Consider the following 19,851-nt stretch of genomic DNA (forward strand, 5'->3'; position numbering starts at 1 on the left):
TCAATTCTCCAATCCTATTCGGCCGCTTCGGCCAATCGCTCGAAAGCGGGTTCGGCAGTGGGTTCAGTCGGTTCGGCAACAGGTTCGCTCTTGCTGCCGCGCTCGCGCAGTTGCTCGATCACCGCATAGAAGACCGGCACGAAAACCAGCGATAGGATCGTCGCCGCGACCATGCCGCCAAAGACGGTGGTGCCGATCGACTGGCGGCTCGCTGCGCCGGCACCTTTGGAGAACATCAGCGGCAGCACACCGAGGATGAACGCGAAGGCGGTCATCAGGATGGGCCGCAGCCGCAGGCGCGCCGCTTCCATTGCGGCGTCGACGATGCTGAGACCTTCCTCGCGCCGGCGCCGGGCAAACTCCACGATCAGAATGGCGTTCTTCGCCGCCAGCCCGATCAGCATGACGAAGCCGATCTGCGAATAGACGTCGATCTGCATGCCGCGCATCAACAGGGCGACAAAGGCACCGAACAGGGCAAGCGGCACCGCGAGCAGAACCATGAAGGGCATGGCCCAGCTCTCATATTGGGCGGCGAGGATCAGGAAGACGAAGACCATGGCGAGACCGAAGACAATCGAGGCGATCGATCCGGCCTTGAGCTCCTGATAGGTAATCCCAGTCCATTCGTAGCCGAAATCCTTCGGCAGTGCCGTGGCAGCGGCACGTTCCATCGCGGCGACCGCCTGGCCCGAGGAGTAGCCGGGTGCGGCGCCGCCGTTGATCAGGGCCGACGCATTGTTGTTGTAATGCGGGACGGTTTCCGGGCCAACGATAGGCACCAGCTTGCCGAGCGTGCTCAACGGCACCATGCCGCCGGAGGCATTGCGCACATAGAGCCGCGAAATATCGGCAGCACCCGCACGCGCATCCTTGTCGGCCTGGATCGTCACCCGGAAGGTGCGGCCGAACAGATTGAAGTCGTTCACATAGAGCGAGCCGAGGTAGATCTGCAGCGTGTTGAACACGTCAGGCAGGCTGAGGCCGAGCAGTTTCGCCTTGTTGCGGTCGAGGTCGTAGTTGAACTGCGGCGTCGAGGTCGAGAACGATGAGAACAATTGCTGCGGGTTGAGCTCGGGCTGTTTGCGCGCTTCGGCAAGCACCGCTTGCGTCGCGTCGTTGAGCGCAGCGCTGCCGCGACCGGTCAGATCCTGCACCTGGAATTCAAAGCCGCCGGTCGTGCCGATGCCCGGGATCGAAGGCGGATCGAAGCTCAGCACGAAGGCCTCGGGAATTTCCATGAGCTTCGAGCGCACGTCGGCGACGAGCTTCGAGGCGCTCTGGTTAGGGCCGCGTTCGTCCCATGGCTTGAGGATGGCGAATTCCACCGCCGAGTTCGACTGGGCGGCACTGGTGAGGAAGTTCAAGCCGCTGATCGAGCCGACGATATCGACGCCGGGCGTGTTCTGCAGGACATCGCGTACCTTCCGGGCCACCGCGTCGGTACGCTCCAGCGACGCGCCATCCGGCAACTGGATGACCACGAAGAAATAGCCCTGGTCCTCGACCGGAAGGAAGGTCGAGGGCAGGCGCTGCCAGACGAAATAGGTGGCGACAAGTCCGGCCGCGAACAGCCCGAGCATGATCCAGCGCAGGCGGATGAGGATGCGCACACCGTTGGCGTAGGCATGCGACAGCCGTTCAAAGCCCGTATTGAACCAGCGGAACGGCGCGAACTGCGTTGCCGGGCGGTGGCGCAGGAAGGCCGCACTGAGCGCCGGCGTGAGCGTCAGCGAGACGAAGGCGGAGATGCCGAAGGAGATCGCCACCGTCAGGGCAAACTGGTTGTAGAGCCGGCCGGAAACGCCGGGTATGAAGGCGACCGGCACGAACACAGCCATCAGCACGGCAGTCGTGGCGATGATCGGGCCGGTGACCTCGGCCATCGCCGCGCGCGTGGCAGCCAGCGGTTTGAGGCCGGCCTCCAGCTGGCGCTCGACATTCTCGACGACCACGATCGCGTCGTCGACGACGAGGCCGATCGCCAGCACCATGCCGAGCAGGCTGAGCATGTTCAGTGAGAAGCCGAACATGTACATGACGACGAGCGTGGCCACCAGCGACACGGGAATCGCAATCGTCGGGATGATCGTGGTGCGCCAGCTCTGCAGGAAGATGAACACCACCGCGACGACCAGGACCAGCGCTTCGCCGAGCGTGACCAGCACGTCGTGCATCGACGCAGAAACGAAACGTGTCGTATCGTAATGCATGGCGTAGCTGACGCCCTTCGGGAAGCGGGCCGACAGTTCCTGCATCTTGTCCTTGACGCGCTGCTGCAGATCGAGCGCGTTCGATCCCGGCATCTGGTAGACCGCGAGCACCACGGTCGGGTCCTCGCCGAAGAACGCCGACGACGAATATTGCAGGGCGCCGAGCTCGATGCGCGCGACGTCGCGCAGCCGCACCAGCGAACCGTTCGCGGCATCGGCGCGCACGACGATATCGCCGAATTCTTTGGGATCACTCAGTCGGCCGACTGCATTGACCTGCATTTCGAAAGCGGTGCCGGCCGGGGCCGGCGACTGCCCGATCTTGCCGGCCGCGACCTGAACATTCTGCTCGGCGATGGCATTCTGGACATCGACGGCGGTGATGCCGAGATTGGCGAGCTTGTCGGGATCGAGCCATACGCGCATCGAATAGCGCCGCTCGCCGAAGATCTGCACGTCGCCGACGCCCGGCAGGCGCTTCAGCGGGTCGACCACTTGCAGGTAGGCGAGGTTGCTGAGCGCGACCGGATCGACGGAGCCGTCGGGCGAGGTGAGGTTGACGATCAGGACAAAGTTCGGGTTCTGCTTCTTGATCGTCACGCCGCCCTGATTGACGATGGCCGGCAGCGAGGACGCCGCCTGCGACACGCGGTTCTGGACGTCGACGGCGGCGGTGCTCAGGGAGTAGCCGACCTCGAAGGTGACGGTGATCGTCGACGAGCCGTCATTGGAGCTCGACGACGACATATAGGTCATGCCTTGAACGCCGTTGATCTGCTGTTCGAGCGGCGTCGTGACGGTGTCGGCCACGACCTGCGCACTGGCGCCCGGGTAGTTGGCGCTGACCACGACCTGAGGCGGCGTGATGTCGGGAAACTGCGAGACAGGCAGCAGGAAATAACAGATCGCCCCAGCAAGCACCATGATGATGGCGATCGACGATGCGAAGATTGGTCGGTGGATGAAGAAGTTTACCATGACACATGCGCCTCGCCCGATGCTCTCGCCTCACCAAAGGCCTTGGCCACTCTGGACAGCCGCCGGCTGCGGCTTTGTCCCGGGTCTTCCAGGAAACGAGGCAGCGACTTGCGGCCGTACCCTTGCGTATCCGCAACGGTACGCAGCATCGTCTCGAAAGAGCGCGGGTCGACACGGTCGGCCTTCATCAGCATCCGGATCATCGGATCCTTCACAACTTCGTCGATTGTCAAGTCCTTGCGCTGCGACATCGTAGCGGCTCCTGGCTTGGCGATCTGCGGCGGACGCCGCAGATCGGTGGTCTTCCTGTTCGCGGCCAAAGTCGCCTGGGGCGCAGTTTCATGCCTGGGCCTTTCGGCGGAGGCTGTTCACAGGCGCCTGCGAGATTGACACGAGGCAATGGGGGTGTTACCAGTAAGTAACATCTAGAAGTTACAGACCGGTAACACCCTAGTCAAGAGGTGTACCGAGGGATTTTTCGGAAACCCCGGAAACCAAGGAGGTTTTGATGGAAGACGGCACTGCGGAACGCATCCGCCCCCGGGATCGCATCCTGGAGACGGCACGGGATATGTTCCACAAGCATGGCATCAAGGGCGTCGGCGTCGACGCGATCACTGAGGCGGCCGGTACCAATAAGATGACGCTCTACCGTCATTTCGAGTCTAAGGACGATCTGGTCATCGAGTGTCTGCGGGCGACTGCATGTAGCGCCAACGCGATGTGGCAAAAGTTCGAGGCCGAGCATCCGGGCGACAAGCTTGCGCAACTGCACGCCTGGGTTCGGATGGCGGCCGACTGCCTGATGATGGACGGTCGCGGCTGCGACATGGCGAACGCCGCCATCGAGTTGAGCGAAACCGACCATCCGGCCCGTCGGGTGATCAAGGAGCTCAAGCAGGCCCAGCGTGACCGTCTGGTCGGCCTGTGCCGGGATGCCGGCATCGGCCAGGCAGAGCTTCTCGCCGATACCTTGTCGCTGCTGCTTGAAGGCGCCCGCGTCAGCCTTCAAAGCGTCGGAGCCGAAGGCCCCAGCGCGCAATTTGTCCGCATGGCGGAAGGCCTGATCACCTCTTTCCGGGGCGCTGCGGCCAGATAGTCTCGAGAGCGGCGAAACGATCGGTAGCGTGTTCATTGTGAGCCGTGCCGCCGAATGCTCCTTTGTCCGTTCGGACGTGCCGTCATCGCGCTTCTCCTTTGCCGTCTGTCGCCGAACCATTCCCGGCGCTACCTGTTGCTTGTCGGTGAGGCAGGATAGAACCGATAACGAATTGGTGAGAGTGACAAGGGTGGCGGGATCCGACCGATCCGGTGATCGCGGCTGCAACACCTTTGCGGGCGAGTATGCCGGCGGCATCAACCCTGGTGACAGCTCCCGACAAGCCGGTGACCAATCGCCCGTATTGGTGATTCGACGCCGATCATCGTGTCCGGTGATCGTCGTGACCTCAGCCTTTGCCCAACATCCGGAGCCGGAACAAAAAAAGCCCGCTGCCGGGAGGAGGTGGCAGCGGGCTCGATTTCGAATACGGCACGGGAGGAGGTGTACCGCACTCAGCGTCGGCATCGCATCTGGGAGGAGTAGATGGCCGACACCTACGAAACTAGCGGTTGCCCAATGATTCGGCAAGAACGAAACATGCATAGCAGATGTGCAGATTTGCGGTATCAACCGAATTTTAACCATCGCGGCAGGTGACCGGGGGCCTTGCGGGGCGTCACTGCACCGGGACGTTCTCCTTGAAGATAAGGCGTGGTTCGATGAATTTCCGCGTCAGATAAGGCGCCGAGGAAGCGATCGAACCGAGGAGGCGAATGACCGATTGCTCGGCGATCAGCCGTGCATTCTGGTCGATGACGACATCGAGAAGATCGTCGACGAGATAGCCGCGTGTCGCCCTTGTCAGGTCGTGACAAATGAATACCGGCTTCTTCTGCGGCTTGGCTTCCAGCAGCGCTTTCGCCACGCCCGAACGTCCGGCGCCGACGCAATAGATGCCGAGCAGTTCCGGCTCGTTGTGCAGCGCCTTCATCGTTGCCGTATAGCTGATATCAGGCTCGTCGTTGATCTCGACGGCGCTGGTCACGGTCAAATTAGGGAACTCCTCGCTGAGCACGGAGCGAAAGCCCATTTCGCGTTCCTCATGCCCGCGATAGGAGCGTGAGCCGACGACAATCGCCAGATGGCCCGTGCGCCCGCCCAGGAAACGTCCCATCAAAAGCGCGGCGGTGCGCCCGGCCACACGGTTGTCGATGCCGACATAGGCCGATCGCGGTGCGCCCGGAACGTCCGACATCAGCGTGACGAGGCGGATGCCGGCCTCGACGATCTCGCGCAGGATGTTGCGCGTTCTCGGGTGATCGATCGCGATGACGCCGACGCCGTTTGCCTTGAGCGAGAGGTCTTCGACCGCCGCCTGCAACGCGTTCGGCGAGATGCCGGCGAGCTTGTGGATCCGGCAGGAGGCGACAAGCGGCAGGCGTGCCGCATAATCCTCGATATGATTTGCCAGATCCATCATGAAGGCATTGGTGCCGATTGGCAGGAAGAACTCGAGATGCGCCGGCCGCGAGGGCAGCGTGACCTGATCCACGACCGGCAAATAGCCAAGCTGCTTGGCCGCCTCCATTACCCGCTGCCGGTTGGCCGCGCTGGCGCCTGGCCGGTTGTTCAGCACCCGGTCGACCGTCGCGGTCGACAGCCCGCAGCTTCTGGCGATGTCCGCAACGGTGGCTTTCATTGTCGCAGTCATAGGAGCCGATGCGATCCTGTGCCAGACTTACGGCCAACCGGTTTCCGCATGGCCCACTCAGCCCTGCGGTTGCTTGCCCTGGACGATGGCGTCACGGATCTCCTTGTCGGACATGCCGGTGATGATCCGTTCGACTTCCGCGACGTTGGTGTTCTTCGGGTCGATATCGTCGGCCACCACCTTGCCGCGGCGCATGACGACGATGCGGTCGACCACCTGGAAGACGTGATGGATGTTGTGGGCGATGAAGATGCAGGAATGGCCGGAATCGCGGGCGCTGCGCACGAAGCTCAGCACGCCTTGCGTCTCGGCGACGCCGAGATTGTTGGTCGGCTCGTCGAGGATGATCAAGTCGCTGTCGAAATGCATGGCGCGCGCGATCGCCACCGCCTGCCGCTCGCCGCCGGAGAGCGAGCCGATCGGTGTGGTCGGCGGGATGTTCTTCGAGATGCCGACCTGCTTGAGCAGATCGCGGGCGACCACGTTCATCGCCTCCTGGTCCATACGGTTGAGGAAACGCGGCGGCTTGATCGGCTCTCGCCCGAGGAACAGGTTGCGCGCGATCGACAATTGCGTGACCAGTGCGGAGTCCTGGTAGATCGTCTCGATGCCGTGGGCGATGGCGTCGCTGGTGCTGCGGAAGTCCACCTTCTTGCCGCGGATGAAGATGTCGCCGCTGGTCAGCGGGACCGCACCCGACAGCACCTTGATCAGCGTCGACTTGCCGGCGCCATTGTCGCCGAGCAGACCGACGATCTCCCTTTCATTGACATGGAAATTGGCGTCTACCAGCGCTTGCACACGCCCGTAGGACTTGCGGATGTTTTCCATGCGGACAAGCGGTTCGGCCATGGTTCAAGTCCCCGCCTGATGCCGGCGTTCCAGCCATGAGTGGAGCGCCATCATGCCGAGGATGATCGCGCCGATGAAGATGTTGTAGGCAAGCCCTGGCACGCCGATCAGCACGATGCCATTGCGCATCACGCGCAGGATCAGGATGCCGAGCACGGTTCCGATGATGGTGCCGCGTCCGCCGGTCAGCGCCGTGCCGCCGATCACCACCATGGCGATGACTTCGAGCTCGTAGCCGGTGCCGCTGTTCGGGTTGGCCGCCGAGGTGCGCAGCGAGCTGATGACGCCCGCAAGCGAAGCCATGATCGACGACAGGATGAACAGGCCGATCTTGACGCCGCTGACATTGACGCCGCGCGCCCTTGCCGCATTGGGGTTGCCGCCGGCCGCCTGGATCCAGTTGCCGGTCCGGCTCTGTGTCAGCACGTAACCGAGTGCGATCGCGGCTGCGATGAACCAGAACAGCGACATGTAGATGCGGAACGGCCCGATGAAGAAATCGCCGACCAGCGCCTCGGCGAGCCAGCTGCCTTCGGCGCTCCAGGTGCGTTGCGGAAATCCGCTGGTGACGAACAGAGCGGTGCCGCGCACCACCAGCAGCATGCCGAGCGTTACCAGGAAGGACGGGATCTTGAGTTGCGTCACGAACCAGCCATTGACCAGCCCGATGAAGGCGGCAACCAGCAAGGCCACGACAAAGCCGGCTTCCAGCGAGGTTAGGCCGCTGTTGAAGAGCGTCCACATCAAGACGGGCGAGAAACCGAACAGCGATCCGACCGAGAGGTCGAATTCGCCCGAAGTCATCAACAGCGTCATCGCCAGCGCGATCAGGCCAAGCTCGACCGTGAAGGCTAGTATGTTGCTGATATTCTGCGGCGACAGGAAGTCGTGGTTGAACCCCCAGAACACAGCGAGCTCGACGACAAGCAGCACGAAGGGCCCGAATTCCGGCCTGGCGATCGAGCGTTGGATGATGGAACTGTTTTCCACGTTGGACCCGCGACATGGTTGGAACTGGCCAAACCCAGCGCCGCATGAGGCGGTTCGAGGCTCAGCGGGATGATGGGGATGATCGTGGCAGGCGTGCCGCGACCATCCCGATCGCGGTTTTATTTTCCGGACAGGATGTCGTCGTAGACCTGTGCGGTGTCCTTTTCGTAGAGTGCGCCGGTGATCACGTCGAAGCCGGGCGGAATGCCGCTGGCGGCCATGTTGGCGATCGAAAGCGCCACATAGCTGGTCGCCTGCGGATCCTGCCATTGTGCGGCATTGACGTAGCCGGTCAGCACCTCCTGGGTGGTGTCGAGCGAGTTGCCCCAGCCGACGACCGGGATTTCACCCGGCTTGATGCCGGCCTGGTCGAACACCCGCTTGATCGAGCCGGTCACCAGGTCGCCGAGGCCGATGATCGCCTTGACCTTGGCCCTGTTGGCGGTGAGGTAGTCCACCATACGGTTGATCGCTTCGGCCTGGTCGAGTGTCGCTTCGGTGATTTCATAGGTGATGCCGAGCGGCTCGAAGACGCTCTTGATGCCTTCTTCTTCCTGGACGCCATAGGTGGCGCCTGGGATTTCGACCGGCATCCAGACGAAATCGCCCTTCTTCACCAGGCCCTTGTCGACCAGATACTGCGCCCAGTTCTTGCCGAAGGTGACGTTGTCACCGCCAACATAGGCGTTGAAGTCCGCCTTCGGATCGGGCGTGTTGAAATTGATGATCGGGATGTTTGCCGCCCGTGCTTCCTTAGCGAGCTCGATAAGGCTGCCCGGGTCGGGGCTGGTGGTGGTGATGCCGTCCGCCTTGGCGGCGATGGCCGCGCGAACAGCCTCCTGCTGGGACGACACGTCGCCATTGTGGAACGAGGTGTTGACGGTGTTACCGGTGTCCGTCGCCCATTGCTTGGCGCCGGCGAGGAAGTAGGTCCAGACCGGATCGGCCGGGCCGCCATGCGAAATCCAGTAGAAGGTCTTGGCCTGTGCCGCCGCTGGGATGGCCAGCGCCACGATCAAGCCGAATACAAATAGTCGTAGCCTTGTCAGCATTTGATTTCCTCCCATTTTGAAAACGTCCTCCACCTCCGGCGACGATCATGGCAAACCCTGATCGTATTTCTTGCCAGCGCCGATCTGGATGCATCAGAGCATCCGCTTTTTCGACATATGGCAAGCCTCCATTTGCCAGTGGTAATTGGCGCGCGACAAGGCGCCATCAGCAGTCCCATCAGATTGCATCAGTTTGGCTGATATTTTCCACGCAGGCAGATCCTCAATTCGAGCACCAGGCCGGAACATCTGTCCGTCGCAGTCGGGGCGGGAACCTAGATAAGATCGGCCCTGGCGAGGTCGCGCATCAGATGGCTGGCGCCGTAGGTCCAGTGGGGACAGTCGGGTGACAGCCGCACCCGGTTGACCAAGGCGCCGAATTTCTCTGATGAGATGGTGACGATGTCGCCGACCTTGTGCGTGAAGCCCTTGCCCTTTTCGCCGCGATCCTTCGACGGCACGAACATGGTGCCGAGATAGAGCGCCAGTCCGTCCGGATATTGGTGATGCGAACCCATGGCGGCGGCGACCAGCTCTTCCGGCGATCGGCTGATCTCGGCCATCGAGCTGGCGCCCTCCAGCGAGAAACCGTCCTCGCCCTCGACCTTCAGGCGCACGATGGCCTGCTTCACGTCATCGATGGAAAATGTCGCGTCGAACAAGCGGATGAACGGGCCGAGCGCGGCCGAGGCGTTGTTGTCCTTGGCCTTGCCGAGCAACAGCGCCGAGCGCCCTTCGACGTCGCGCAGATTGACGTCGTTGCCGAGCGTCGCGCCGACGATCTTGCCGCTGCTGGCGGCGATCATGGCGATTTCCGGCTCCGGATTGTTCCAAGTGGAAACCGGATGCAGGCCGACATCGGCGCCGAAGCCGACCGATGCCATCGGCTGGCATTTGGTGAAGATCTCGGCATCGGGGCCGATGCCCACTTCCAGATATTGCGACCAGGCGCCGCGCTGGATGAGCTTTGCCTTGATCTCCGTCGCTTCCGGCGAGCCGGGCTTGAGCTTCGACAGATCGTGGCCGATCAGCCCGGCAATGTCGGCGCGAATGGCGTCGGCTTGTTCCGCCGAGCCGCGCGCCTGCTCCTCGATGACCCGTTCGAGCAGGCTGACGACGAAGGTGACGCCCGACGCCTTGACCGCCTGCAGGTCGACCGGAGAAAGCAGGTACGGTTTTTGCGAATCGCGCGCGGCCTGGAAACTGTTGGCGGCGATCGCATCAAGCGATCCGATCGGTTCGCCCCTGGCCACCTGGACGTACCCTGCTGGGTCCGGCATCTCGCAGACGTCGCGCACGGTTGGTGCCATGCTCGACGTGATGTCGAACACCGCTCCGTCGCGCACCGTGACCACCAGCGGATGCGACGTTTCGCTTGTCCGGGCGCGGCCGATGAAGAGGCCCTCGTTGGGCAGGAGAGTGGTGTTCGTCATGGCTGCGGTCCTCTGCCTGTCTTGTTCTGCTGCGAGCCTGGCCGGCGGCGGCACTTTCAACAAATTCCCGCCAAAGGTCTATCCCGCCCTCAAGGCAAGTTTTGTCAATCTGTCCGGGCGATCTCCGCGCCGCTGGACGGTGATTGAGCTTGGCGTGTCCCAATTGCGAAGCGGAAACAATCTTTCAAAATCATGAAATCGTGACTAGGATTTTCACCGACGAACTGCATTCCAGGTGATCCTTGACCGCACCCTTTTCCGATCCGATCTGGCGGAAGCCGCCGGCGGCCCCTGCGTTCCGGTCGCTTTTTCCCGGCGGCCAGCGTGCCGATGTCGTCATTGTGGGTGGCGGTATTCTCGGTCTGTCGACCGCCTTGCATGCAGCCCGGTTCGGCCTAGCTGTGCAGGTGCTGGAAGCCGGCGAGATCGGCCAAGGCGCATCGGGCCTGAATGGCGGTCAGGTCATCCCCGGCCTGAAATATGATCCGGAATGGCTGCTGGAGCATTTTGGCCCCGAACGCGGCGAGATCCTCGTCAACTTTGCCGCCTCGACGGCGGACCCCGTCTTCGAATTGATCCGCGACGAGAAGCTGGCTGTGCCGTTCGTCCGCAACGGCTGGATCCAGGCAGCGCGCACGGAGACGGCGCTGAAGGCGGCGGCGAACAGGGACCGGCAGTGGCGGAACCGTGGCGCCGATGTCCGGCTTCTGAGCCAGGCCGAGATCGCCGCGTTGACTGGCGCGCAGGGCTATCTCGGCGGCTGGCTCGACCGCCGCGCCGGCGTGATTGATCCGCTTGCCTACACGTCGGAACTGGCACGGATCGCCTCGGCCGCGGGTGTGAAGATCGCCGAACACCAGAAGGTGGTGCGCCTTGATAAGAACGCCGGCCTTTGGCGCATCTCGACGGAGGACGGCGCCGAATTGCAGGCGAAGGCGGTCATTCTGGCGACGAACGCCTATACCAGCGACCTGCTCCCCGGTCTCGCCGAGACGATCGTTCCGCTGCACTCCTTCCAGATCGCGACAGCAGCGCTGCCACCCGATCTGGCGGCCGGGATTCTACCGCAGGGGCAAGCAGTATCGGACTCACGCCGCATCCTCGTTTATTACCGCAAGAGCGCCGACGGCCGGCTGGTGCTCGGCGGGCGCGGCCGGATGGCGCTGCCGACCAGCGAAGGTGATTGGGCGCATCTCGAGCGCGCGCTGCTCCGGCTCTATCCGGCTCTATCCGGCGTCGCTATCGAAAAGCGCTGGTTTGGCCGAGTGGCGATGACGCCGGATCACCTCCCGCATATCCACGAGCCCGAGCAGGGCCTGATGGCCGTGGTCGGCTGCCAAGGCCGTGGCGTCGGCCTGATGACCGCGCTTGGCGAGCGCATTGCGGGCTATCTGGCGAGCGGCGATGCCAGGCACTTGCCGTTCCCGGTCTCTCCGATCCGGCCGGTCCCGTTGCATGCCTTTCGGCGGGTCGGCGTCGCCGCGACGATCGCCTGGTATCGTATGCTGGATGCATTCGAGCGCTGAATTTTCGCCGATGCAGGAATCAGCTTGACAGTTTCATGATTATGAAAAATTCTCAGGCGATTTCAAATCGATGGGCAACCCCGATGTCGACCATCGTTGCAAGGCAGCCGCTGCCGGAGTCCCGGTCCTCGACGGGTTTCCGGTTGGCCATGCTGCTGCCGGGCGGGCTGATCACCTTCTTCCTGATCCTGTTTGCCCTCGGCCTCGTGCTTTTCCTCGCCCTTCGCGGCAATGACGGTTCGCTGCTGGGTGCCGGTTTCACTTTTGCGAATTTCATCACTGTGGCATCCGACCCGCTGTACTGGACGGTAACGCTGCGCTCGCTGGCCATTGCCGGCCTGGTGACGCTGGCGACGGTCGTCACCGCCTATCCCGTTGCCTACTACCTTGCCTTCCATGCAGGGCGGCGGCGCGGGCTGCTGCTGTTTCTGGTGACGCTGCCGTTCTGGACCAGCTATCTTTTGCGCGTCTTCGCCTGGAAGATCGTGCTCGCCTATAATGGCGTGCTGAACTCGGCGCTGATCGAAAGCGGCATCTGGTCCGAGCCGACATTGGCGTTTCTCAACACGCCGGCGGCCGTCGTCGTAACGCTGGCTCACGCCTATGCGCCGTTCGCCATCCTGCCCATCTATGTGGCGCTGGACACCATCCCGAAATCGCTGCTCGAAGCTGCCTCCGATCTCGGAGCCAGGCCGTTCACCAGCTTCCGCCGCGTCGTGCTGCCGAACTCGATGCCGGGTGTATTGGCGGCGGCTCTCGTCGTCTTCGTGCCGACGGTCGGCGACTACGTGACCCCGGCGCTGGTCGGCGGCCCTGCCAGCACCATGATCGGCACGCTGATCCAGGCCCAGTTCGGCAAGGCCAATGACTGGCCGTTCGGCGCAGCACTCGCCGTCGCCGTCATGCTGGTCATTCTTGCCGTGGTGTTGGTGGTGCGCTTCGCCGACCGCAGATACGGCAGCCGCACATGAACACGGCGCGTATCGATGCAAAACAGGGCGGCGGTTGGCTCAGCGCCTATGTCCTTGCCTATCTGGTGTTCTTGTACTTGCCGATACTGCTGATTCCGCTGTTTTCCTTCAACAATTCGATCCAGGCGGCGTTTCCGCTGCAAGGCTTCACGTTTGAGTGGTACGCGACGCTGTTCGGCAATTCGGCGCTGTCCGGCGCGCTTGCCAACAGCCTCGTCATCGGTGCAATTGCCGCCACGGGTGCGACGCTCTGCGGCATCACCGTGTCCTATATGGACCTCTTCGGCCGCTCGCCGCTTGCCGTCACGATCAGCGCCATCGCGCGGCTGCCGATCCTGATCCCTGGTGTCATCGTCGGCATCTCGCTGCTGATCCTGGTCAACCTCATTGGCTTCGGGCCGTCACGCACGGCCATCGTGCTCGGCCACATATTGGTGGCGCTGCCGACGACGGTGGTGATCATGAAAAGCCGCTTCGCCGCTATCCCCAAGACCATCCACGAGGCGGCACTCGATCTCGGCGCGTCCGACTGGACGACGTTCAGGCGGGTCATGCTGCCGCTCAGCCTGCCCGCCATTGTGTCAGCCTTCATGCTGGCCTTCCTGACCTCCTTCGACGAGTTCATCGTCGCTTTTTTCCTCGCCGGCACCGAGCCGACCTTGCCGCTTTACATCTGGAGCCAGCTGCGTTTCCCGAAATCGCTGCCGACCGTCATGGCGCTGGGCACGGCCATCCTCGCCGTGTCCTTCGTCATCGCGGCAATTGCCGAAATCCTGCGCCATCGCGGGCTCGCCGCCGCTCAGCGGCCGGTGCCCGCCGACCTGTCCAAACCAGAAGAAACCGAAAGAGGAGAACTGCAATGGCATTCGACCTGAAATCGATAAATCGCAAGACAGTCCAAGCCGGATTGGCAGCCTTCGCGCTGGCGCTTTCGTCGACCGTCGCGCTTGCGGCCGACAAGCTGCAGTATTTCACCTGGTCGGGCTACGAACTTCCCGACTTCAACAAGAGCTTCCTCGCCGCACATCCCGATGGCGTCGAGGCCTCGATGTTCGGCGACGACGATGACGCCTTCACCAAGGTCAAGGCCGGTTTCCGCCCGGATGTCGCGCATCCCTGCTATGACAAAGTGGCGCGCTGGAACAAGGAAGGCCTGCTGCAGCCGATCGACACCAAGCGCATCAAGAACTGGGATTCGATCTTCCCAGTCTTCAAGAACCTGCCCGACCTGCAGGCCGGCGACGGCAAGGTCTGGATGGTGCCGTGGGACTGGGGCAACACTTCGATCCTCTACCGCACCGATCTGGTGAAGAACCCGGAACCGAGCTGGAACCTGCTCTGGGACAAGCAATATGCCGGGCGCATGGCGACAATCGACGCCGTCCACGACACGCCGGTGGTGGCGGCGCTTCTCGCCGGCGTCAATCCGTTCGACATGACGCCGGAACAGATGGAAAAGGTGGCTGAAAAACTGCGCGAGCAGCGACCGCTGCTCTCGAACTACACCACTGACATGACCTCGGTCGAACAGGCGCTGGCCAGCGGCCAGCTAGTCGCCGCCATGACCTGGAACGCGTCGGCCACCTCGCTGAAGAAGCAGGGCGTGCCTGTCGAGTTCATGAAGCCCAGGGAAGGCATGCTGACCTGGGCATGCGGCTTCGTCTTGCTCAAGGACGCCAAGAATGTCGACCTCGCATATGACTTCATCAACAGCCGATTGGAAACGGATTCGGGAAAATACCTGATCCAGGCCTACGGTTACGGCAGCTCGAACAGCTCGGCCTTCGCCGCGGTGCCGAAGGAGGAACTGGAGAAGCTGCAGCTGCCGTCCGATCCGGAAGTGATGCTGAAGACCACCGTCTTCACCGGGCCGATGAAACAGAATGACGAACTCGCCAAGATGTTCGAGAAGGTCAAGGCGGGCGGCTGAGCTTCCGAGGTGCCGCGCGGTTTCGACTGCGCGGCGCCGCTCTAGGATACCGAAAACGAGGTCGGGAAACAGATGGATATACTGGACCAAGCGGCTGAAAAGCCGAAGGACGACGCTGACGTGCGGGTCGGCCGGCGTGTGCGGGCGCTCAGGCTGGAACGCAATCTTTCGCTGGCCGAGCTTGCCACCAAGGCCGGCGTTTCGATCGGGGCGCTCAGCCAGATCGAGCGCGGCCTGTCCTCGCTTCGGGTCAAAGTGATCTGGCCGCTCGCCGCCGCGCTCGATATCGAGCCGTCGGCGCTGATCGCCGACGGCAACGAAGCTGGCAGCGATCTCTATTGCGTGCGCGCCAACAGCCGGCGGCAGATCCCGGTGAAGTCGGAAGGCATCGCCAAGGCGCTGCTGTCGCCGCCGGCCGCCACGCTCACCGGCATGCTGGTGACGGTGGAAGCCGGCGGCGGCACCGTCGAAGCCTACGCCCATCCTGGCCACGAATTCGGTTTCGTCCTGTCGGGCGAAGTCGAACTTGTGATCGATTCAACCACCTATGGGCTGAAGACCGGCGACAGCTTCGCCTTCAAGAGCACCTTGCTGCACGCCTTTCGCAATCCGGGCGCCGAGCGCTGCCAGATCCTCTGGGTCAATACGACCAAGCCGTCCGAGGTTCGCGATGGCGCCTGATCCGCTCGTTCGGCTGGATGCGGTGTCAAAGGTGTTTCCGGGCGGCATCGTTGGGCTCGACGCCGTCGACCTCGACATCGCCCGCGGTGAGTTTCTGACCCTGCTTGGGCCCTCGGGTTGCGGCAAGACCACCAGCCTGCGGGTGATCGCCGGTTTCGAAAGCCCGTCGAGCGGGCGGGTGCTGCTCGAAGGCCGAGACATCACTTCGCTGCGGCCCTTCGACCGGCCGGTCAACACCGTGTTCCAGGACTATGCGCTGTTTCCGCACATGAACGTTGCCGAAAATGTCGGCTTCGGTCTGTCGCTGCGCAAGCTTTCGGGCACCCAACAGGCAAAGCGTGTCGGCGAAGCGCTCGACATGGTCGGCCTTGCCGAGAAGCTCGGCGCCCGCGTGTCCGAATTGTCGGGAGGCCAGCGCCAGCGCGTCGCGCTTGCCCGTGCGATCGTCTGCGAACCGCGTGTGCTGTTGCTGGACGAGCCGCTGTCGGCGCTCGACGCTCATCTGCGCGAACAGATGCAGGTCGAATTGAAGCGGCTGCAGTCGCGGCTCGGCACCACCTTCGTCCTGGTCACCCACGACCAGACCGAGGCGCTGTCGATCTCCGATCGTATCGTCGTCATGAACAAGGGCCGCATCGAGCAGATTGCGCCGCCGGCCACGCTCTACGACCGGCCCGCCACCAAATTCGTCGCCAGTTTCATCGGCACTATGAACCTGCTGCAGTCGCGCTTTGTCGGCCGTGACGGCGATCGGTTGCGTTTCAGCGCCGGCGCCTTGCCGCTGGAAGCTATATCGGAAACCGGCGAGCTGCCTGGGGAAGGCGCGATGCGAACCATCGGTGTGCGTCCGGAGGATTTTTTGGCGACGACCGAAGCTGCGCCCGGCACCGCGCCGGTGCGGGTGAGCAGCATCGTCTTTCACGGCCGCATCTTGCGCCTGCACGCCGAATTGGGGCAGGGGATACCAGTGGTGATCGATGCGCCACGCCGGGCGGAAGGTTTTCAATTCAGCGTCGGCGATGTGGCGCATATCAGCCTGCGCCGCGGCGCTAACTGCCCTATGCTATCCGGCTAATCTGATCCCCATCCTTTTCAGAAAACCGGAGCACCACCCATAAGCAATCACCTGAACTTCTTTATCGACGGAAAATGGGTCGCGCCCGTGGTGCCGGCAACGCTGGAAGTGATCGACCCGTCCACCGAAGAGGCCCATACGAAAATCTCCGTCGGCTCGAAGGCCGATGTGGATCGCGCCGTGGCAGCGGCAAAGGCAGCCTTTCCGACCTTTTCGCAAACCAGCAAGGCCGAGCGCCTGCAGCTGCTGAAGCGCATTCTCGAACTCTACAATGGGCGCTACGAGGACATCGCGCAGGCTGTCAGCCAGGAGATGGGGGCGCCGATCACCTGGGCGCGCGAGGCGCAGGCCTGGGCGGGCAGGGCGCATATGGAATCCACTATTCATGCGCTGGAAGATTACGAATTCAGCGAGAAGCGCGGCACCACCATGGTGGTCAAGGAGCCGATCGGCGTCTGCGCGCTGATCACGCCGTGGAACTGGCCGCTCAACCAGATCGTCTGCAAGGTGGCGCCGGCGATCGCCGCTGGCTGCACGGTCGTGCTGACGCCTTCCGAGATCGCGCCGATCAGCGGCGTCATCTTTTCGGAAGTGATGGAAGCGGCCGGCACGCCGAACGGCGTCTACAACATGGTCAATGGCAGCGGTCCCGATGTCGGACAGGTCCTGGCCGGCCATCCCGACGTCGACATGGTCTCGTTCACCGAGTCGACCCGGGCCGGCATTATCGTCGCCAAAACAGCGGCCGAGACGGTCAAGCGCGTCGCGCAGGAACTCGGCGGCAAATCCCCCAACATCGTGCTTCCCGATGCCGACTTCGAGAAGGCCGTGCGCAAGGGCGTCAACGCCTGTTCGGCAATAGCGGCCAGTCCTGCGATGCGCCGACGCGCATGCTGGTGCCAGCCCGCCGACACGATGAGGCGCTGACGATCGCCAAGAAGGCGGCAGAGGCGCACAAGGTCGGCGATCCGCGCTCGGAAGATACCAAGCTCGGGCCGGTGGTCAGCAACATCCAGTTCGACAAGATCCAGCGGCTGATCGAGGCCGGCATCGCCGAGGGCGCAACGCTGGTCACCGGCGGTCCCGGCCGGCCTGAGCATCTTAATCGCGGTTATTACGTACGGCCGACCGTCTTCGGCCACGTCACGCCGGGCATGACCATCGAGAAGGAGGAGATTTTTGGGCCGGTGCTTTCGGTCATCTCCTATGATGACGAGGATGACGCGGTGAAGATCGCCAACGACACCGTCTATGGCCTCGCCGCCTACGTGCAATCAGGGGATATAGACCACGCGCGAAAAGTCGCCGGCCGCCTGCGCGCGGGACAGGTCTCGTCAACTATCCGGAGTGGGACACCTTCGCGCCCTTCGGCGGCTACAAGCAGTCAGGCAACGGCCGCGAATATGCCGACTGGGCGATCCACGATTTCCTCGAGATCAAGGGCATCATCGGCTACGGCGCCTAGCGCATGACCCCGAACAGCGCCGCGCGTCCAGAAGGACGCGCAGCGCTGTAGCGCGGCCAAGCTATTCGGCGGCTTCGCGGACAGGGATCAGGCGCCGCTCGACCTGTTGAAGATGCAGGCGCATCGCTGCCGCCGCGCCGCCGAGGTCACGCTCGGCGATCGCTTCGACGATCCGTTCATGATCGGCAAAGCTGTGATGGTCTGCCGGAGGGCGGGCGCCTTCTGAACGGAGACGTCCCCACACCACGGTTCGGCGCACGGCGTTCAGGACATCGAACAGACCGAGCAGCACATTGTTTCGGCTCGCCTGTGCAATCTGCCGGTGGAGCAGATTGTCGATGTTCTCGTATTGCCGCCATGTGACGGCTTCCCGCGTCTGCACCAGCGATTGCCGCATCGAGGCGATATCGGAAAGCGTGGCGTGCAGCGCCGCTTCGCGCGCAATCTCGGGCTCGATGATGAGGCGCGCGCGCATCACGTCGGCTGGGTTTGTGCGCCCGGCGATTTCCGAAATCCCGATCGTCTCCTCGACCGGTCCACTGCCCACGAAGGTGCCCCTGCCGACGTGACGCCAGATGCGGCCGTCCTTTTCCAGCACCGCCAGCGCCTTGCGCAGATCGCCGCGCGATACGCCGAGGCTCTCCGACAGTTCCCGCTCGGCAGGCAGCCGCGTCTCGCCGGCATGGTCCATCTGTGCAAGATAGGCCTGAAGCTGAACCAGGGCGGCGTGGCCGCCATTACCGGGATCGTCCATCAATTTAACCAATTCGCATAAGAATTCCCTTTGTTGGTGTTAAAACGATTAGTGCAAACCGTCAACTGCCGAGTTTTCTAGGCCCTCACGTTCGACATGGCATAGTTTCTCCTTGACCAATTCTCTCCGTAGCCTTAACCAATTAAGGTAATGGTTACAAAAAACGGGAGGAATGACAATGGCCAGCATGACCAGACGTACCATCCTTGCCACCGCTTTTGCCGCGGCCCTGGCATGGGCACTACCTCTGTCGGCCGCAAATGCGGGCGACATGCGCATCGCATTCGGCGACCTTCCCGGTATAGAATCCATCCAGACACTCGCCGCGATAGAGCGCGCCAAGGAGCGCGGCGTGAATGTCGAGCTCATTGTTCTCAATGACGAGGATCTGGCAGCCCAGGCGATTGTCGGCGGCCAGGCCGATGTTGGCATCGGCGCGCCCTATACTCTGATCCAGAAGGTCGGCGTGCCGATCCGCATCTTCGCGCAGATATCGACGCTGCGCTTCTTCCCTGTCGTCAACAGCGAATTCTACAAGGAATGGAAGGATCTGGACGGGCAGGAAGTCGCCGTTCAGGCGCGCGGCTCCGGCACCGAGGCTGTCATGCTCCTGATGGCGAAAAACCACGGCATCAAGCTCGGTAACATCAGCTATGTCCCGGGTTCCGAGGTTCGCCGCAATGCGCTGCTCCAGGGGACAATCAAGGCGTCGATCGTCGATGCCGCCAACCGACGCGCGCTTGAGGCCGAAGCCCCCGGCAAGTTCATCGTTCTGCCGGTCGAGGATCTCGGCGCTTCCGACGAAGCGCTTTTCGCGACCGCAGACTATCTGAAGAACAACGCCGCCGACGTCGACATCCTGGTCGAGGAACTGATGAAGACCGCGCGGGAAATAACCGCGAACCCGACTGTCGCAGTCGAGCTCCGCAACAAGTACAAACTGCTGCCGGATCTCGGCGCGGAGGCGGATAGCGAAATCACCGAATACTACAAGGAAACCGCGGAAGCCGGCAGCCTTGCGCTGAATGGAGGCGGAGCGGATGCGGCCAAAGACGACTTTGCCTTCTTCAGCCTTGCCGGCCAGATCGAGGGCGATCCCGCGAGCCTCAAGGTCGAGGACTTCTGGGATGTCTCCGCAATCGACCGCGCCGTCGCCAAGCTCGGCAAGAAATAGGCGG

General features: G+C 62.8%; 17 protein-coding genes and 1 pseudogene. 10 read left to right on the top strand and 8 right to left on the bottom strand.

Going from position 1 to position 19,851, the window contains the following annotated elements; translation table 11 throughout:
* Positions 1 to 14: 14 nt before the first annotated feature.
* Both NKH36_RS20690 and NKH36_RS20695 read right to left on the bottom strand, forming a co-directional pair.
* Positions 15 to 3,191, bottom strand: coding sequence for an efflux RND transporter permease subunit (locus NKH36_RS20690; protein ID WP_352963922.1), 3,177 nt, complete (start codon positions 3,189 to 3,191; stop codon positions 15 to 17).
* Positions 3,185 to 3,442 (bottom strand): hypothetical protein, encoded by a 258-nt coding sequence (locus NKH36_RS20695; protein ID WP_352963920.1) that lies wholly within the window; start codon positions 3,440 to 3,442, stop codon positions 3,185 to 3,187. Before NKH36_RS20695 ends, NKH36_RS20690 begins: the two co-directional genes overlap by 7 nt.
* A 257-nt stretch (positions 3,443 to 3,699) precedes the next feature.
* Between NKH36_RS20695 and NKH36_RS20700 the strand changes: the two genes are divergently transcribed.
* Positions 3,700 to 4,290 carry a TetR/AcrR family transcriptional regulator gene (locus NKH36_RS20700; protein ID WP_095494999.1) on the top strand — a complete coding sequence of 197 codons (591 nt, stop codon included), beginning with the start codon at positions 3,700 to 3,702 and terminating at the stop codon, positions 4,288 to 4,290.
* 619 nt (positions 4,291 to 4,909) lie between these two features.
* Here the strand turns inward: NKH36_RS20700 and NKH36_RS20705 are convergent.
* From NKH36_RS20705 to NKH36_RS20725, 5 genes are all read right to left on the bottom strand, one after another.
* Positions 4,910 to 5,932: a LacI family DNA-binding transcriptional regulator gene (locus NKH36_RS20705; RefSeq protein WP_352963918.1), complete on the bottom strand. Its 1,023-nt coding sequence runs from the start codon at positions 5,930 to 5,932 to the stop codon at positions 4,910 to 4,912.
* Positions 5,933 to 6,001: 69 nt separating this feature from the next.
* Positions 6,002 to 6,796 carry an ATP-binding cassette domain-containing protein gene (locus NKH36_RS20710; protein WP_352963916.1) on the bottom strand — a complete coding sequence of 265 codons (795 nt, stop codon included), beginning with the start codon at positions 6,794 to 6,796 and terminating at the stop codon, positions 6,002 to 6,004.
* A 3-nt stretch (positions 6,797 to 6,799) separates the two neighbouring features.
* On the bottom strand, positions 6,800 to 7,786 hold the full coding sequence (locus tag NKH36_RS20715) for an ABC transporter permease (protein WP_027152255.1): 987 nt from the start codon (positions 7,784 to 7,786) through the stop codon (positions 6,800 to 6,802).
* A gap of 119 nt (positions 7,787 to 7,905) precedes the next feature.
* Positions 7,906 to 8,838: a substrate-binding domain-containing protein gene (locus NKH36_RS20720; protein ID WP_095491966.1), complete on the bottom strand. Its 933-nt coding sequence runs from the start codon at positions 8,836 to 8,838 to the stop codon at positions 7,906 to 7,908.
* Positions 8,839 to 9,113: 275 nt separating this feature from the next.
* On the bottom strand, positions 9,114 to 10,271 hold the full coding sequence (locus NKH36_RS20725; protein ID WP_352963914.1) for a fumarylacetoacetate hydrolase family protein: 1,158 nt from the start codon (positions 10,269 to 10,271) through the stop codon (positions 9,114 to 9,116).
* Between NKH36_RS20725 and NKH36_RS20730 the strand changes: the two genes are divergently transcribed.
* The 8 genes and pseudogenes from NKH36_RS20730 (at position 10,270) to NKH36_RS20765 (ending at position 17,919) form a co-directional block, all read left to right on the top strand.
* On the top strand, positions 10,270 to 10,467 hold the full coding sequence (locus tag NKH36_RS20730; RefSeq protein ID WP_352963913.1) for a hypothetical protein: 198 nt from the start codon (positions 10,270 to 10,272) through the stop codon (positions 10,465 to 10,467). The genes NKH36_RS20725 and NKH36_RS20730 overlap by 2 nt on opposite strands.
* A gap of 46 nt (positions 10,468 to 10,513) precedes the next feature.
* Entirely contained in the window at positions 10,514 to 11,797 is a 1,284-nt protein-coding gene (locus NKH36_RS20735; RefSeq protein WP_352963911.1) for an NAD(P)/FAD-dependent oxidoreductase, read from the top strand.
* Between the two features lie 83 nt (positions 11,798 to 11,880).
* Positions 11,881 to 12,768 (top strand): ABC transporter permease, encoded by an 888-nt coding sequence (locus NKH36_RS20740; RefSeq protein WP_352963908.1) that lies wholly within the window; start codon positions 11,881 to 11,883, stop codon positions 12,766 to 12,768.
* A complete protein-coding gene (locus NKH36_RS20745) occupies positions 12,765 to 13,643 on the top strand; it encodes an ABC transporter permease (RefSeq protein ID WP_352963906.1) in 879 nt (292 codons plus the stop codon). Before NKH36_RS20740 ends, NKH36_RS20745 begins: the two co-directional genes overlap by 4 nt.
* A complete protein-coding gene (locus NKH36_RS20750) occupies positions 13,628 to 14,698 on the top strand; it encodes an ABC transporter substrate-binding protein (protein WP_352963904.1) in 1,071 nt (356 codons plus the stop codon). Before NKH36_RS20745 ends, NKH36_RS20750 begins: the two co-directional genes overlap by 16 nt.
* A gap of 72 nt (positions 14,699 to 14,770) precedes the next feature.
* Positions 14,771 to 15,379, top strand: coding sequence for a cupin domain-containing protein (locus NKH36_RS20755; protein ID WP_352963902.1), 609 nt, complete (start codon positions 14,771 to 14,773; stop codon positions 15,377 to 15,379).
* Positions 15,369 to 16,454: an ABC transporter ATP-binding protein gene (locus NKH36_RS20760; RefSeq protein WP_352963900.1), complete on the top strand. Its 1,086-nt coding sequence runs from the start codon at positions 15,369 to 15,371 to the stop codon at positions 16,452 to 16,454. Before NKH36_RS20755 ends, NKH36_RS20760 begins: the two co-directional genes overlap by 11 nt.
* Positions 16,455 to 16,493: 39 nt before the next feature.
* A pseudogene (locus tag NKH36_RS20765) lies at positions 16,494 to 17,919 on the top strand (aldehyde dehydrogenase family protein).
* Positions 17,920 to 17,980: 61 nt separating this feature from the next.
* Here the strand turns inward: NKH36_RS20765 and NKH36_RS20770 are convergent.
* On the bottom strand, positions 17,981 to 18,673 hold the full coding sequence (locus tag NKH36_RS20770; protein WP_065010097.1) for a FadR/GntR family transcriptional regulator: 693 nt from the start codon (positions 18,671 to 18,673) through the stop codon (positions 17,981 to 17,983).
* A gap of 178 nt (positions 18,674 to 18,851) precedes the next feature.
* Here NKH36_RS20770 and NKH36_RS20775 point away from each other — a divergent pair, with 178 nt between their 5' ends.
* A complete protein-coding gene (locus tag NKH36_RS20775) occupies positions 18,852 to 19,847 on the top strand; it encodes an ABC transporter substrate-binding protein (protein WP_352963898.1) in 996 nt (331 codons plus the stop codon).
* The last annotated feature ends 4 nt before the right edge of the window (positions 19,848 to 19,851 follow it).

The sequence above is a fragment of the Mesorhizobium sp. M1312 genome (genome assembly GCF_040318115.1).
Classification (GTDB): Bacteria; Pseudomonadota; Alphaproteobacteria; order Rhizobiales; family Rhizobiaceae; genus Mesorhizobium.